The sequence below is a fragment of the Shewanella morhuae genome, assembly GCF_003028295.1.
Classification (GTDB): Bacteria; Pseudomonadota; Gammaproteobacteria; order Enterobacterales; family Shewanellaceae; genus Shewanella; species Shewanella morhuae.
The window spans coordinates 2876956-2893256 of record NZ_PYSG01000002.1; the positions used below are offsets into that span (position 1 = coordinate 2876956).

Here is a 16301-nt window from a genome sequence, read left to right on the forward strand (position 1 = left end):
ATAACGACTGAATTATCTTGGGCTATTAGCTGCTTGGGTGAGTATGCAGCTGCTCATTTTGTATTCGCCATAATTTGGCATATAAGCCATTTGCTAACAGTAATGTCTGATGATTACCTTGTTCAACAATCTCTCCTTGGCTCAATACTACAATTTGGTCTGCATCGACAATCGTCGATAATCGGTGTGCCACTACTAGGCTAGTATGCCCCTTAGCCACTTCACGCAGTGCCGACAAAATAGCTTGTTCAGAACGGCTATCAAGTGAAGATGTCGCTTCATCAAAAACCAATACCGGTGAGCCTTTTAAGATGGCCCTTGCTATTGCGACCCGCTGTTTTTCGCCACCTGAGAGTTTTAGGCCGCGCTCACCCACTTTGGTGTCCCACCCCTGGGCCAGTGAGCCAATAAATTGTTCTAAGTGTGCTAACTTAATCGCATTGCGCACATCTTCATCGCTCGCGTTCGGGCGACCATAACGTATATTCTCAACTAACGAATCGTTAAACAGCACCGTATCTTGCGGCACTATGGCAATCGCGCGTCTCAATGCATCTTGTGTAAGATGTCGAATATCTTGACCATCGATTTTAATTGCACCTTGGTCTACGTCATAAAATCGAAATAACAGTTTAATCAGTGTCGACTTACCCGCACCGCTATCACCAACAACGGCGACTTTTTTACCCGCAGCAACCTTAAAACTCACATCCCGAAGAATAGGGCGATCATCATAACTAAAACTCACCTGTTCAAACGAAAGCTCTCCCTTTGAAGGCTGAAAATCTAATGCTTGGGGACAATCAACGATCATCGGGTGTTTATCAAGTAAGCTGAACATGCGCTCAATATTGGCTAATGCACCGCGAATTTCACGATACACAAAACCTAAAAAGTTGAGGGGTAAAAATAGTTGCATCATAAAGGCATTAATCAATACGAAATCACCTAAGGTCATATCGCCATAGGTTACTCGGTAAGCTGCTAATGCCATCATAGCCGTCATTGCTAAGGCTATAATGACCGCTTGACCACCATTAAGTGCAAACAAAGATAAACGGTTTTTACGTTTTGCTACTTCCCACTGCTCAAGCGCTTGATCGTAGCGAGTAGATTCGTATTGCTCATTATTAAAATACTTTACGGTTTCATAGTTTAATAAACTATCGACTGCACGGCTATTTGATAGAGAGTCAGCCTTGGCAGCATCCCGTACGTATTCGGTACGCCACTCAGTCGCCACCACAGAAAAAATAATATAGGCCAGCACCGCAGCAAAGGTAATGGCGGCAAAAGCGATACCATAGTTAAAGAAGAAGATGCCAATAACCATGATAATTTCGAGTAAAGTGGGCACAATATTAAACACCATAAAGCGCATGAGAAAACTCACACCGCTAGTGCCACGCTCAATATCACGGGATAGACCACCCGTTTTACGCTCTAGATGAAAATCAAGATCCAGACGGTGCAAATGCTCAAATACCGCCAATCCTAGACGTCGAATTGCCCGCTCCGTCACGCGACCAAATAAGGTATCGCGGATCTCCCCAGTAATAGCCGTGAGTAAACGAAAAATGCCATAGGCTAAGACTAAGCCGACAGGCACACTCAGCGCTTGCGCCGTTTTATCGGCATCTAAAGTATCAACTAAATGTTTTAGAATAAAAGGTAACGCGATACTGGTGAATTTAGCCACAACCAGACATGACATGGCTAGTGCTATGCGGCCTTTATATTCCAACAGATAAGGCCACAGTAACTTCATAACATGCCAGTTTAATTTATCAACTGGACCGTCTAAATAATGCGTTGGGCGCATGGAATATAACCTTTAATGAGTTAGGCTAGTTGCAATAATGTCAGACTAAATAAGTAAGCTGAGACGGCGAAAGCACGAATAAAATCAACTAGATTTCATTTCCCTACGTCACCACCTACTTACAATGTAAAGCACACTATCTTAACCTAATTTATCGCTAAAAGCTGATGCATATCGTCTAGCTGTAGTCATCCACACAGATCAAACCCATACAACTGCCAGCATCCTCATCAGTGCTTATAATCTTGCAGCAATAACCGATTAAAACAGAATATTAGCAGCCATTGAGAACGATTTTAACGAGACGACTGTCGTTATTGATTATTTCTTCAGTTTCAGTGGGGAATATCATGTAAATAGTTATAAAAAACGATAGAGTTTGTTAAGCTCAAGCCCGAGCCTTGGTGATTGTCACGCCAAAGCTATCGCGATAATATTAAAGCATATCCATTAAATTAAGATCAAAGGAAGCGTTATGTTCGACTCAGCTAAAGTTCAGTACCCACCCCTACCACTGATCCAAACTTGGGTGTGGATGATGATTGAATCAGGCAATCCAGAGATCCAAGATAAAGGAAGAGATAACCTTATTGCCGCCTTTGGCAGCCTAGCCAAAGCAAACGAATATCTAGCTGAAACAAGTCCAGCATAGGAAAATTAACAGAATAAAGGCGCTAATATAGCGCCTTTAAGTTTAGCCATTGTTCAGCATCATCAACACTTCGCGTTGGTATTAATATTAATTCTGGCGGCGTTCGATAACGCTATGATTTAATATGGCTAAAAGTCGCTCAGTATCATCCCAACCAATACATGCATCGGTCACACTCTGGCCATAACATAATGTTTGACCTGCTACTAAATCCTGACGACCTGCAATTAAATTGCTCTCAACCATAACCCCAAAAATAGCCATATTACCCGTTGCTAGCTGAGCTGCGACATCCTCAGCAACCACCATCTGGCGTTGATACTCTTTACTGCTATTAGCATGACTAAAGTCGATCATAATATTATCAGCCAGTTGAGCTTTTAATAATTGTTCGCTAATTTTAGCCACATGCGGTGCACTGTAATTTGGCTCACGACCACCCCGTAAAATAATATGGCAATCAGGATTTCCCTTAGTCGAAACAATTGCCGAATGGCCGAGCTTAGTCACTGATAAAAAATGATGCGGTGCATTGGCGGCACCTATCGCATCGATTGCAACCTTAATCGTGCCGTCAGTTCCATTTTTGAAGCCTACTGGGCATGAAAGACCCGAAGCCAATTCTCTATGTACCTGTGACTCTGTCGTGCGGGCACCAATAGCACCCCAACACATTAAATCTGCCATATACTGCGGGGTGATCATATCGAGAAACTCACCCGCTGCCGGCATACCGCTATCATTTAAATCCACTAATAATTTACGCGCGGTACGTAAGCCATCATTGAGTTTAAAGCTGTTATCCATGTAAGGATCGTTAATCAATCCCTTCCAACCCACTGTGGTTCGCGGTTTTTCAAAATACACTCGCATTACAATTTCGAGTTGATCTTTATAGCGTTCACGCAGCGCAACTAAACGCTGTCCATATTCTAATGCGGCCTTAGGATCATGGATTGAACAAGGTCCAATCACCACTAAAAGGCGATCATCTGTTTTGGCGAGAATATTGTGAATATTATTGCGTGCATTGAATACTGTCGCAGAAGCTTTTTCGGAAGCAGGAAATCGTTCAAGAATCGCAATAGGAGGAAGTAACTCTTTTACTTCTTTAATGCGAACATCATCATTTTGGTAATACATAATTCTACTGCTCCAACGCTGGTTTTTTAGGCTATTTCTATCGCTGCGATAAGGGATCTCAACTGCAATACTGAGTTAAATTTATCGAGTCTGAAACGTCAATGCAACCAACTTGTTTCTATTTGAAAAAATCAAATATAACTAATTGTTTTAATATATTTTTAAATTCAGTAACTCTAAAAGTTGCATCTAATGACATTCACACTCAATCGTTCATTTCACGGTAACTGCCGAGTTAAGCTGCTAGCTACTGCTCAGGTGGGTCAATCTCTATATATAACTCGCGCTGTTGGTAGTTATATGGTCGGTAATGACGTTCACCACAGATAAAATATCGATAAGGACGCATAGCAGTAATACAACCAAAGGGTAAAGCCTGTAGAATTTGAATTTGTTGCTGCCGACGAATCGATTCCTGCCACTCAAAATCTTTAAGCACTTGGTCGCGCACCGCAAAAGCATCTATAGGTTCACTCGAACGATTAACGATCACTTCACCGGCTACCACAGAAGTTGATATTAGCCCTGAGATAACAATCAAAAAAAGGCTTATAACTCGACGATCTGCGTTTAAATTCCACCGCATAGTTAGCTCCTAAACCATCGCTATAATATAAATTTTTTTAGTCAGCAGCTTAATACTAAGCCGACTCGTTTGTTCTACATTGACCCTCAATAATTGACCCTCAATAAAAAACCAAATCCATAAAAAAGCAGAGCCGAAGCTCTGCTTTACTATCCCTCGAACTACGCTATGCATCAAGGTGTATTATCAACTCGCACTTTTCACTGTGACAAACTCAGGATACGCATCAATACCGCAATCAGAAGAATCCATACCGTTATATTCCTCTTCCTCGGTAACGCGGATCCCCATGGTCATTTTAATCACATACCAGACTATAAATGATGAGCAAAATACCCAAGTAAAAATCACTGCAGCCCCTATTAACTGGGCACTTATCGTCGCGTCACTGTTGGATAATGGCACACACATTAACCCTAGGAATCCGGCCACTCCGTGCACTGAAATCGCGCCAACAGGATCGTCGATTTTAATGCGATCTAAACCCACTATCGAGAATATCACGACGGCACCAGCCACTAAACCGATGACTCCCGCCATTAACAACGATGGAGATAACGGATCAGCAGTAATGGCGACTAAACCGGCGAGAATACCGTTGAGTACCATAGTGAGATCTGCTTTGCCCCAAATCATCTTGCACACAATAAGCGCCGAGATCGCACCACAAGCGGCGGCGGTATTCGTGTTAACGAACACTTTAGCCACTGAGCTGGCATTCGCTGCATCCGAGAGCATTAATTGCGAGCCGCCATTGAAACCAAACCATCCCATCCACAAAATAAACATCCCTAATGTTGCCATAGGTAAGTTAGAGCCTGGTATCGGATTCACTTGTCCGTTAGGGCCATATTTCCCCTTACGCGGCCCCAATAATAATACTCCCACTATTGCAGCCGTAGCTCCCGTCATATGCACGATACCGCTACCCGCAAAGTCTACAAAACCCAGTTTAGTGATAAACCCTTGTCCCCACGTCCAATAACCTTCAACAGGATAAATAATCCCTGTCATTACCACGGAAAAGAACAGGAAAGCCCATAACTTCATCCGTTCAGCCACAGCCCCAGAGACAATCGACATCGCCGTGGCAACAAAGACGACTTGGAAGAAGAAATCAGCTTCGAGCGCATGACTTGCGTCTGCAGATTGAGAGCCGATTAGCATACCTAAACTAGGTAACCATCCACCTTCAGCATTATCTACGTACATAATGTTATAACCAACGAGCAAGTACATAACGCAGGCAATTGAATATAAAATCACGTTCTTTGTTAATATTTCAGTGGTATTTTTAGAGCGGACTAAACCCGCCTCTAACATTGCAAACCCAGCGGCCATCCACATAACCAAAGCACCTGAAACTAAAAAGTAAAATGTATCAAGCGCAAAGCGTAATTCAGTGACTGTACTGCCTAATTTTGTTAGCTCTTCCATTGTTAGCCCCTTATAACGCTTCTGTATCGAGTTCACCCGTACGGATACGGATAGCGTGTTCTAAATCAACAACAAAAACCTTACCGTCGCCAATTTTTCCGGTATGGGCCGCGGTGGTAATAGCCTCTATAAGCATGTCCAGATCCTCGGCCTTAATCGCTATTTCGAGTTTTACTTTTGGCAAAAAATCCACCTGATATTCGGCGCCGCGATACAGCTCTGTGTGCCCTTTTTGACGGCCAAAGCCCTTAACTTCGGTCACTGTCATACCCTCAATGCCGATTGCAGCAATAGCCTCACGAACATCATCCAACTTAAATGGCTTTATGATTGCACTGACGAGTTTCATTTTGACCTCCAAAAACACGATTGTTATTAACTTGTATCAAAGATAATTCAATCATTAGGCCATATATTTAAAGCATTGATTTTTAATAATTAAAACCATTTAACGCTATTCTTTTAGACGCTAATTGCACCATAAAAGAGCAGTAACGGATTAGAGTTGCTCTTTTAACGAGCAATGCCACTACAGTAACCATTCGACCTTAGGCCTATTGGTAACAGGGTTAAATTGGGGTTTACTGGATAGGTAGGAAATGAAGTAAGAGCTAAACCACGCAGTCCTAATAACAAAGATCAGACTAAGATAACTATTAAGCACGGAAGGAAGACCCGATGTTAAAACCCGAAGAATGTGTTCTTGTTATCGTCGATGTGCAGGGGAAACTCGCACAAATCATGAATAACAGTGAAAAATTGCACCAACAGCTACAGACCTTAATTCAAGGTGCACAATTATTTGAAATCCCCATACTCTGGTTAGAACAACTACCAGATAAACTTGGCACCACCAGCCCTGAGCTACAAACCTTACTGAATAAAACCAGCTCCCCTATAGCCAAACAGCATTTTAGCGGCTGGCACTGTGAAGAGTTTGCACAAGCACTCACTAAGACAAATCGCAAACATGTATTACTCGCAGGTATTGAAACCCACGTTTGTGTATACCAAACCTGTTGTGATCTTATCGAACAACAATATGCAGTACATGTTATTGCTGATGGCGTCTCCTCACGTAGTGCCGATAATAAACAACTTGGGATCCAAATGATGACAGCACAAGGGGCACAGTTAACCAATGTGGAATCGTTATTATTTGAATTACAGCACCAAGCACAAGGTGATCGCTTTAGAGCATTAATCAAACTCATAAAGTGAGTTTGATACCCAATAAAAAAGCCCTCGATATCGAGGGCTTTTTAGTAGAGCGTGGTTAACTCAGTTTAAAATATGGCTAATTATTTGTAGGTTGCTTCGCGTTTTTTCGCTTCTTCATCCCACTTAGGTAACACGTTTTTCTTGAATGCTTCTTTGTCTGCATTCATTTTTTCCATGTCCATACCTAATACAGCTTGTGCTTTAGCTTTAGTCGAAATATCTGGAACGGCCACTGGATCTGTGATGCCTTTTTTACCCAGTAATTGCGCTAACTTAACCCGCGCATCAGCAGCTTTATTGACTGATGTTCCCAGCATACGCAGTGCTTCTTCTGGAGCATGAGCCGCTACGCCGTGAGACGCAATAGCTAAGTCCCAACGCCATTGTGAATGACGGATATCAGTTAAGATTGGTTGCATTTCAGCTTCAGTTGCACCCGCTTTCCAAGCCGCGGCAGCTTCAAAGTGTGCTTTAACTAATTGTTCTTCCGCTTTCAACTTCATCTCTTTGACTTTAGCTTTACGCTCATTCGTCACACCGACCAAAAACTCTTTAGTTTGGTTGTGGCAAGTGGCACATGTTTCTTCAAAACGGTCAAATGGATTGCCCACTTTATGATCAGTAAACTTCTTACCTGCTGCATTGGTCACTTTTGGCATGTGGCAATCAACACAACTGACGTTATTCATACCGTGAATGCCCATTTTCCACGTTTCATACTCAGGGTGCTGAGCTTTTAGCATAGGTGTTTTAGAAAGAGCATGTGTCCAATCTGAAAATTGGATTGAGTCATAATAGACTTCCATTTTGTCAACATTCATGCCCATATCCCATGGGAATTTAACAAAATTCTTTCTATCTTCGGTTTTCTCAAAATAATATTCAACGTGGCACTGACCACAAACCATTGACTCTTTATCTTGTTTTGAAGCTTTACTAAAGGGTGTACCTATCACTTCAAAAGCACGATCTGCATAAGGGCGTGAAATACGTAACTTTGGAGAACCTTTTTCATGGCAATCACCACAACCAATGACATTAGTCACTTCAGGGCCGCCCTTTGACCACTTACCTTTGAAATAACCGTCCTCGCCTTGCTCTTCAATCAAACGAGGTACATCTGGGCTCTTACAGCTCCAGCACGCCATAGGCATTGGACCATCTTCTGCATCCACAGGAGCACCGGTACGTAGAGTATTACGCATATCGGTTATGGCATACATGTGACCACGAGGCGCATTATAATCTTTAGCAAAACCATAGCCCGCCCATAAGATCACCATATTAGGGTCTTGGGCAAGCGCATCAACCATCTCTTCACTTTTATCCGTGTCGTGCCAGCTATTATATTGGTTAGCAAACTTATCTTTATAAACTTCATTACGAGGTTCGGTCTTATCACTCGCCATTGCACTCGTTGCCATGAAGCTGGCGGCAACCAATGCACTTAATGCAAGGGACTTACCTGTCATCTTCTTCATCATCTCATCTCCGTGTTGCATTATTGTTATTAATTACGACATCTCCATGGTCGAACTTAATAGCTTACCCCCTCCAAAGACATACCTCTTAGTGAGTATAGTGTGTGAAGTTTGCGCTAGATCAAAATGTAATCGTGTTGTTGTTCACACTTCTGTATTTTTGTTAATGTATTACATTATTTTCTAATGTAAAAAACACTGCAAAACGCAACGACAATGGCCACCAAGATGGATAGCGGAATAATGAAACGAGGCAGTCTTACCTCTAAAATATTAGGGGTAATGTTAATACTTATTCTACTTTCGAGTAGTTTGTCGACCTTTGCTATCATCAATTTGTCTTACAGTTTAGGCGATGCTAAAGCCATTAACGCTTCAGGTTCGCTACGCATGCAAAGTTATCGACTGATGTTCTATGCTAATTCAGGTAGCGACAATGCCCACAAGAAAATAATGGAATTTGAAAATACCCTCCACTCTGAAGCCCTGCAACCGACTAAAGGCTGGTTAAGCCAGCCAAAAATTATTAACCAATACCAACTCGTGGTCGATAAATGGTTAGTGATGAAGCACTATATTGAGCAGGAAAACTCTCGCGATTATGTGACGTCTTTGAAGGATTTTGTCGATACCATCGATTTATTGGTACTCGAAATGGAGCAACACGCCGCCTTTAAGCTTAAGTTACTTGCCGCTAGCCAAATATTAGGCCTAGGCATAATGCTGATTATCGCCTTTGTTGTTGTACGTTTTACCCGCAAAAAAGTGGTGATCCCGTTACAAAAATTAATGGAATCGGCGAATACGATTTCAAAGGGTAATTTTGAAATCGAAATGCCCGAAACTGAATATATCGAACTTACCGCATTGAAAAATGCGCTACAAAAAACAGCCAAAGAACTCGCGACCTTGTATGGTGATTTAGAGTCTCAAGTGACTGAAAAAACTTTAGCACTGACAAGGGCAAACAATGAGCTGACATTCTTGTATGATAACCTCATGACATTAAATGCTAATAAACTTGATTACAAGGCACTAAAGTCAGCGCTAAACCAGCTAAAAAATTATGAATCACTCAACCATTTACGACTTATCATCCAGTACCCAGAACAAGAAATTGAGATCATTGAAGCCGATGGCGGCTGGCCAGATTCACCATCAGAAACCACACGTTTTCCGCTACAATTTGAGCACGCTAACCTAGGTTATTTAGAGTTAATCTCTGACCAAACGCCCAATATTGCACTGTTTAGTAATTTCGCCATTATGCTCAACCGCTCTATCGTGATCCACAATGCAACTGAGCAGAGACAGCAACTAGCACTGATGGAGGAGCGCGGCGTGATTGCGCGGGAATTACATGATTCACTTGGACAAGTGCTGTCTTTTTTAAAAATTCAAATTAGTTTGCTGCGTAAAAACTTAGACTACAGTTGCCGTAGCCCATCGGTTGAAAATCAACTCACTGAAATCAACGAAGGGGTGAGTACAGCCTATGTGCAGCTCAGGGAGTTACTCTCCACTTTTAGATTAACCATCAAAGAGCCTGATCTAAAAAGCGCCTTAGAAGCTATGCTCGAACAGCTTAGAGCAAAAACGGAGGTGAAGATCACTCTACACTATAAACTGGCACCACAATGGCTTGAAGCAAAACAACATATTCATATACTGCAAATCACTCGAGAAGCCACACTTAATGCCATCAAACATGCCAAAGCGAGTTTGATTAACATACATTGTTATAAAGATGAATATGGTATGGTCAATATTAATGTGTGTGATAACGGCATAGGTGTTAAATATTTAAAAGAACGCGATCAACACTTTGGCATAGGGATCATGCACGAACGAGCGAGTAAACTTTCAGGCAGGGTTATTTTTAGTGATAACACACCTACTCACTTTGATACCGATACAACAATAATTGAGCAAGGATGCAGTAAACAAGCAGATACAGTCAGCTCCAATAATCCATTAGGCCCAACGCAGTATGCCAACGGCTCAATAGGCACTAGAGTGACGCTTATTTTTCCCTCTCAACAGGAGCCTTTAAATGGGTAAACCTTATTCTGTTCTGGTGGTCGATGACCATCCTCTTTTGCGTAAAGGCATTTGCCAACTCATCGCTTCAGATACTGATTTCAACTTGTTTGGTGAAGCGGGCAGCGGTTTAGATGCATTAACTTCCGTTGCCACCGATGAGCCAGACATCATCTTGCTCGACCTGAATATGAAAGGTATGACGGGCCTTGATACCCTTAACGCCATGCGCCAAGAAGGTGTGACCTCGCGCATAGTGATACTGACAGTATCCGATGCTAAACAGGATGTTATTCGTTTATTACGTGCTGGTGCCGATGGCTACTTACTCAAAGATACTGAGCCTGACTTACTCCTTGAAAAACTCAAAAACGCCATGCTTGGCCACAGGGTAATAAGTGAAGAGGTTGAGGAATATCTTTACGAACTAAAAGATGCCACCGATGAGCAAGAATGGATAGCAACCTTAACCCCAAGGGAGCTGCAAATATTGGAGCAACTGGCAGAGGGATTAAGTAACCGAATGATTTCGGAGCATTTACACATTAGTGAAGGCACGGTCAAAGTACACGTGAAAAACCTACTGCGTAAAGCTAATGCCAAGTCGAGAACCGAAATGGCAGTGCGCTATCTGAATCAATAATATGCTGAGTAATCACTCGTTATAGCAGATAAACGAAAGGCAATCATCTGATTGCCTTTCGTTTTTTGGATCAGAATTTAATATATCATTTCGACAGATGGTTACAGGCCCTTCTCTACAAACTGTCGCCAGCTCAACAACGCTTGCTCAAAATCCTCTAGGCCACAATAGGCTTCAGACTCGGCATCATAAAGCGACATTGCTTCTTCTAATTCATATTCTTGTTCAAAGCCTAAGGTGTTGGCAAAAACTCGCGCCTGCTCACGCTCTAATTCTAAGGTAAAATCATTACCAACAAGGCGCCATGCTCCCAATTTATCGTTTTGAATTGCGTTAATCGTATCCAATACTTGCTGGATTTGGACTAAATCTGGCCCTAATTCCTCCGTAAACCATTGCCCAAGCACTTCATGATCCATGCTGAAATTGGCCAAAAAAGTGCCCGTTAAACTATTACGCCGAAATTCGAATTCCATTTTATGGTCTCTTTGTGCTAAGCCTACTCAGACTAATTTTAACCTATCTGCAGCGAAGTTGCTTAGCTTCAGTCTGTTATGTTTATTAATGCAGATCTCCTATCACAGTGCTAAGTACCGACTTCATTTTCTTTGTAAAATCAGTTAGCTTGTTTACATGATTCTGGACGTTAAATGGAATGTGATATGCACGATGGATTTATCTATAGTTTAGTGCTTAGTGGTGCTCAAGCGGGTTCAACTTTAAGCTTAGAACAAATTGAACAATGGGATCCCAAGGATGGTTTACTCTGGCTGCATCTTCGCTATCGCAATAAAAAAGCGCGCCACTGGATACTCAATAGCGGCCTACCTAAAGTCGAAAGTGATGCTTTACTGGCGCAAGATACTCGCCCCCGCGCCGTCATCGCTGGCGAAGGTATATTACTTGCGTTACGCGGGGTTAACCTTAACCCCAATTCAGCTCCCGAAGACATGATAGCGGTGCGTATCTTCGCCGATAAGCAGCGGATAATTTCGACCTGCGATCGCGAGTTACAATCAGTTAAAGATGTAGCGGAATTAATCATTGAAGGCTCAGGCCCAACTACAACTGGCGATTTTATTGTTGCTGTGTGTGAACGGCTCACCAATCGAAAAGTCGAGTTTATCGATAAACTCGAAGAACAACTATCTGATTTAGAAGAGCTAGTTGTCTCGGGTAATGTAAAGGATTTGCGTACCGACATCGCGGAGTTACGTCGTCAAACTGTGGCTATTCGCCGCTATTTAGCCCCGCAGCGCGAAGCATTCTCAAAAATGATTGCAGAACAATTCAGTCTGTTTACCGACTCTGAAAGACTCAAACTCAGGGAAACAAACGATAAGCTTATTCGCACGATAGAAGATCTTGATGCCCTGCGCGATAGGGCTAATGTGACTCAAGAAGAATTACTCAGCCAACAATCAGAACAGCTTAATAAACGCTTATATTTCTTATCTTTAGTGTCGGCAATCTTTTTACCGCTGGGCTTTTTAACAGGTTTACTTGGGGTCAATATTGGTGGCATACCGGGCGCGGACAACACTTGGGCCTTTGCCACCTTCTGCGGCATATTAATCTCACTCGTTGCACTACAAATGGCGCTGTTCTATCGATTTAAATGGTTATAGCCACATCAATAAAAACAACGTCAATCGATTAGGATTGGCGCTGTTATTACTAATGTTAGCTATTATGTTGTCGGTAACTCGAACACTTGGGTCATGACTTTGTAAAGCTCAGTCCCTTGGTGCACAGATGCCGAGGCAAAGTGTAAGATAGGCACGCAATCTTGCGGTAAACTTAAGGTTTTGAGTTCATCTGCCGTGCCGTATAAATCCATTCGCAATAGATTAACTAACGGTTGTCCCGCCGTTAATGGCTCACCTACAGGCGCAAGATATTCCACTAAACCGGCACTTGGTGCATGATACTTTTTATAATCTTTAAGGTAACAACCAAAACGCGGCATTTTGGCCGGTGCAACCGTTTGCGCAATCACACCTCGATGGCTCAAATACGCCAAAATACCTTGGGCATCCACCCGCGCATCCTCAAGACACACTCGCTCTTGGCTTGCTAATTCCAAGGTTAGTGCCGACACAGCAACGGCTAAATTTCGCCCCTGTGACTTTGCAATATCACTTAATTGCCACCAAGGACAAAATGCCGCTTCGTCCATCGCACCGCCAAAACTATTGGGGATAATTAGCGTGTAAGGAATCGATAAAAATTGCGCGGCGGCTAGGTCATATTCAGGACAATACAAATGCTTACAAGACTTAGGGCCTGTGTGTAAATCAAGCACGATATCGGCGCCATGAGCCATAATCTGCAAGTTGACCGCCAGCCTATGGCCGGTGGTAATACCCCATTCATACTGTAATTTTTGCTGGCATGCTTCAATTAACGTACTGCGATAGGCTTGAATCAGCTCACTGTCACTTAAATTGGCGTGTTCGCGATACCAAGTCGGCAAGTCGATAACGTGATTCAAATACTCGCGATTCCAGTTTGTCCCTGTAATTGGGTCAAATCGGCCAAGGGTAAACTCACCACTTTTTTGATTAATCCCCAGAGGATTAGCCAGTGGCACTAACATAATTTCGCCGCGAATATCACAGTGTTCTAGCTGCTTCATCAGCTGATAAATCACCGCATTACCTTGCACCTCTGCGCCATGCACATTGGCCTGAATATACACTTTTGGGCCGGTTGCCTTATCGGCGCTCGGCTTAAAATGGTAAATAGGGATAGTGAGCGCTTGCCCTGCAGCAAGCTCCCCGATTTGAACAGACGATGTTGTCGGCAACATATTAAATGCCTTCGAACAAATTTTGGTGCAGCGATTTAACCACTTGCGCCGCTTCCGATTCTGCGACTAACACACACAGATTATGCGGGCTGGCACCTTGGCAAATCATTCGTACATTGTGGGGTTCTAACACTTCAAATACACGTCGACAAATACCGGGCGTAGTTGCAATACGGTTACCAATAATCGCCACTAAAGCCAAGCCATCTTCAACACGTACGCGACAATGTTGGGATAACTCCTGCAGCAATGCCTCACTCAATAGACCTTGGCCGCTTGAATCTGAACCAGTTTTATCCAGCGTCAGCGCCACGTTAACTTCTGAGGTGGTAATTAAATCCACACTGATCTTATGCCGCGCCAATGTCGCAAAGGTTTCGGCTAAAAAGCCCTGTGCATGCAGCATTTGCAAGCTGTGGAGGTTTAATAACGTTTGATCGCGGCGCAATGCTACTGCGCGAAAAATAGGTGCATCTTCAACTTGGTGACGGATCCAAGTGCCGCCTTTTTCAGGCTCTTTACTTGAACCCACAAACACTTGAATTTGTTGACGGACAGCAGGAAGAATGGTCGCAGGATGCAATACCTTGGCACCAAAGGTGGCCATTTCGGCGGCTTCATTGAAGCTTATTTCGGCAATCGGAAATGCATTGGGCGCAAGGCGAGGATCTGTGGTGTAAATCCCCGCAACGTCAGTCCAAATTTCGACCGCAGATGCACGCAGAGCTTCAGCCAATAATGCAGCAGAATAATCACTACCACCACGGCCTAACGTCGTCGTTTGACCGGCTTCATCGGCACCGATAAAACCTTGAGTCACAATTATTTGCTCCGCCAATAATGGCTGTAAATAATCCCGAGATAGCGTCGCTATGTGTTCTATTTGTGGTTCAGCACGGCCAAAATTGCTGTCAGTACGCAACACTTGGCGTACATCAAATGCACTCGAGTTAGCACCTTTCTCACGAAACACTGCAGAAAAGAGTACCGAAGAACATTGCTCACCAAGAGATAACAGTTCATCTACGGTTGCTTTGCTGCGTTGCGTGGCAAGCACCTCGCTTAATATTGCCATACGGCTCAGTAATTTATCTAATGTTGCAGCCACATCACTAGGACGGCCTAACTTATCTAAAATAGCATATTGGATTTGGGCAATTTGTTTTAATCGTTGTAAGCGTCCGTCATCATTCATCGACTCTTGGGTCAATTCGACTAACAAATTTGTGACGCCGCTTGAGGCACTCACCACGACCAAACGACAATTAGGATTGGCTAACACTATGTCAGCACAACGATTCATAGCACTATAATCGGCGACGGAAGTGCCACCAAATTTTGCGACAACAAGGGACATTAGCTCACCTCCGCAAAATACGTAGGGCGAGAAATAACAGCAGATTGAACAAGATATTGATTAACTAACATGATTACACTCCGAACTAACTTCGTTCGAAGAGCCTGGTGCTCAATGATAACGCACCCCAAATGAGGGAAACAGCAATCGTCACCAGAAGCTCTCCACCAATTACAGGTGACAATCGTCAGGATTCAGCCCGAGCGACCGACATAAACATGCAACAACCATATCTATGCCTCGGCGTTAATCTCCCTCATCGGTCATCACTGGAGTTTGTGCTCCTCTAACCGACTACCTAGTTAACGCTCCTCTTCTGTTCCTTTCCGAAGAAAGGGACGAAAAAAGTAGCAATAAACCCCTAATGAAGTCAATGCTAATTTCATCGCAAATCCAAAATCATATGAAATCTTTAAAAATAGCGGGGTTAATTACGCATATCGGGTAGTTCAGACACCAATCTGACCCGCTCGCTAAATTTTCCCAAACACACTTCATCATGCCCATTTAACAGACAAGGCACTAAGCTCACATCACCTTGTTCAACAACATAAATCGCATATTGATTAAATTTTTTACCTAATTGCAGTGCCATAGTTCTATCAATAAACACCGCCCAGCTTTTTTCCATATGGGATAAATCCGGTGCGGCGCCCACTAGCGCACGATAGGGACTACCGAGTAATTCAATTTCACGCAGTAACTGGCGATCGAGTAAACGATTTTGACTGGGGCTAAGGAGCATTGCAGCGGGATTATGAGCGGTAATAATAGCAAACGAAAAATTACAGGATAATGCTTGAGTTAGCAAAAATAACGGTGTTTGATAGCATTGCCATAACAAATGTTGAGTTGTGTTGTCCATTAGTCGTCTAACCAAAAATTTAACCCAAATTAGTGTAGCAGACAGAATATAAAATCCAAAGGGGCGTGACCAAGCTCACAGGAACACATACTGCATTAGTTAAACTAATCAATAACTAAAGTAAATATCATGCTAGAATTCAGTACCCGTCTAAAATTTGTTAACATTTCATTTGTTAACAAATGACTAAAACGAGTACAATACACGTACTGATGAGTTGAAGTAGATTACGCGAGATGCTT

General features: G+C 42.9%; 15 protein-coding genes and 1 riboswitch. Of the genes, 5 read left to right on the top strand and 10 right to left on the bottom strand.

Annotated elements, in window-relative coordinates:
* Positions 1 to 25 precede the first annotated feature (25 nt).
* Entirely contained in the window at positions 26 to 1822 is a 1797-nt protein-coding gene (locus C9I43_RS13065; protein WP_107883716.1) for an ABCB family ABC transporter ATP-binding protein/permease, read from the bottom strand.
* Positions 1823 to 2297: 475 nt separating this feature from the next.
* Here C9I43_RS13065 and C9I43_RS13070 point away from each other — a divergent pair, with 475 nt between their 5' ends.
* A complete protein-coding gene (locus C9I43_RS13070) occupies positions 2298 to 2474 on the top strand; it encodes a hypothetical protein (protein WP_107883717.1) in 177 nt (58 codons plus the stop codon).
* 87 nt (positions 2475 to 2561) lie between these two features.
* On the opposite strand, the gene aroG is transcribed toward C9I43_RS13070, so the two are convergent.
* The 4 genes from aroG to C9I43_RS13090 form a co-directional block, all read right to left on the bottom strand.
* Positions 2562 to 3617 carry a 3-deoxy-7-phosphoheptulonate synthase AroG gene (gene aroG, locus C9I43_RS13075; protein ID WP_107883718.1) on the bottom strand — a complete coding sequence of 352 codons (1056 nt, stop codon included), beginning with the start codon at positions 3615 to 3617 and terminating at the stop codon, positions 2562 to 2564.
* Positions 3618 to 3864: 247 nt separating this feature from the next.
* Positions 3865 to 4203: a hypothetical protein gene (locus C9I43_RS13080; protein WP_076497927.1), complete on the bottom strand. Its 339-nt coding sequence runs from the start codon at positions 4201 to 4203 to the stop codon at positions 3865 to 3867.
* Positions 4204 to 4389: 186 nt separating this feature from the next.
* A complete protein-coding gene (gene amtB / locus C9I43_RS13085) occupies positions 4390 to 5640 on the bottom strand; it encodes an ammonium transporter AmtB (protein WP_107883719.1) in 1251 nt (416 codons plus the stop codon).
* A gap of 10 nt (positions 5641 to 5650) precedes the next feature.
* Positions 5651 to 5989 (bottom strand): P-II family nitrogen regulator, encoded by a 339-nt coding sequence (locus C9I43_RS13090; RefSeq protein WP_076497930.1) that lies wholly within the window; start codon positions 5987 to 5989, stop codon positions 5651 to 5653.
* A 329-nt stretch (positions 5990 to 6318) separates the two neighbouring features.
* On the opposite strand from C9I43_RS13090, the gene C9I43_RS13095 reads away from it, so the two are divergent.
* A complete protein-coding gene (locus C9I43_RS13095) occupies positions 6319 to 6861 on the top strand; it encodes a hydrolase (RefSeq protein ID WP_107883720.1) in 543 nt (180 codons plus the stop codon).
* 80 nt (positions 6862 to 6941) lie between these two features.
* Here the strand turns inward: C9I43_RS13095 and nrfA are convergent, their stop codons facing one another.
* The gene (nrfA, locus tag C9I43_RS13100; protein WP_076497933.1) at positions 6942 to 8345 is read right to left on the bottom strand and encodes an ammonia-forming nitrite reductase cytochrome c552 subunit; all 1404 of its coding nucleotides are present in this window, start codon (positions 8343 to 8345) and stop codon (positions 6942 to 6944) included.
* Between the two features lie 240 nt (positions 8346 to 8585).
* On the opposite strand from nrfA, the gene narQ reads away from it, so the two are divergent.
* Together narQ and C9I43_RS13110 are read left to right on the top strand one after the other, a co-directional pair.
* Positions 8586 to 10403 (top strand): nitrate/nitrite two-component system sensor histidine kinase NarQ, encoded by a 1818-nt coding sequence (narQ, locus tag C9I43_RS13105; RefSeq protein WP_107883721.1) that lies wholly within the window; start codon positions 8586 to 8588, stop codon positions 10401 to 10403.
* Positions 10396 to 11025 carry a response regulator gene (locus C9I43_RS13110; protein ID WP_107883722.1) on the top strand — a complete coding sequence of 210 codons (630 nt, stop codon included), beginning with the start codon at positions 10396 to 10398 and terminating at the stop codon, positions 11023 to 11025. The genes narQ and C9I43_RS13110 overlap by 8 nt, the downstream gene beginning before the upstream one ends.
* A gap of 101 nt (positions 11026 to 11126) precedes the next feature.
* Here the strand turns inward: C9I43_RS13110 and C9I43_RS13115 are convergent, their stop codons facing one another.
* A complete protein-coding gene (locus tag C9I43_RS13115; RefSeq protein ID WP_076497939.1) occupies positions 11127 to 11501 on the bottom strand; it encodes a YacL family protein in 375 nt (124 codons plus the stop codon).
* 186 nt (positions 11502 to 11687) lie between these two features.
* On the opposite strand from C9I43_RS13115, the gene C9I43_RS13120 reads away from it, so the two are divergent.
* A complete protein-coding gene (locus tag C9I43_RS13120; protein ID WP_107883723.1) occupies positions 11688 to 12653 on the top strand; it encodes a zinc transporter ZntB in 966 nt (321 codons plus the stop codon).
* Positions 12654 to 12715: 62 nt separating this feature from the next.
* On the opposite strand, the gene C9I43_RS13125 is transcribed toward C9I43_RS13120, so the two are convergent.
* The 3 genes from C9I43_RS13125 to C9I43_RS13135 all read right to left on the bottom strand — a co-directional run bounded on the left by C9I43_RS13125 (position 12716) and on the right by C9I43_RS13135 (position 16059).
* Positions 12716 to 13837 carry a succinylglutamate desuccinylase/aspartoacylase family protein gene (locus C9I43_RS13125; protein ID WP_107883724.1) on the bottom strand — a complete coding sequence of 374 codons (1122 nt, stop codon included), beginning with the start codon at positions 13835 to 13837 and terminating at the stop codon, positions 12716 to 12718.
* A 1-nt stretch (position 13838) separates the two neighbouring features.
* Positions 13839 to 15194 carry a lysine-sensitive aspartokinase 3 gene (lysC, locus tag C9I43_RS13130; protein WP_107883725.1) on the bottom strand — a complete coding sequence of 452 codons (1356 nt, stop codon included), beginning with the start codon at positions 15192 to 15194 and terminating at the stop codon, positions 13839 to 13841.
* Between the two features lie 149 nt (positions 15195 to 15343).
* Positions 15344 to 15518: riboswitch (Lysine riboswitch) on the bottom strand.
* 103 nt (positions 15519 to 15621) lie between these two features.
* Entirely contained in the window at positions 15622 to 16059 is a 438-nt protein-coding gene (locus C9I43_RS13135) for a DUF3293 domain-containing protein (protein ID WP_076497947.1), read from the bottom strand.
* Positions 16060 to 16301: the final 242 nt, after the last annotated feature.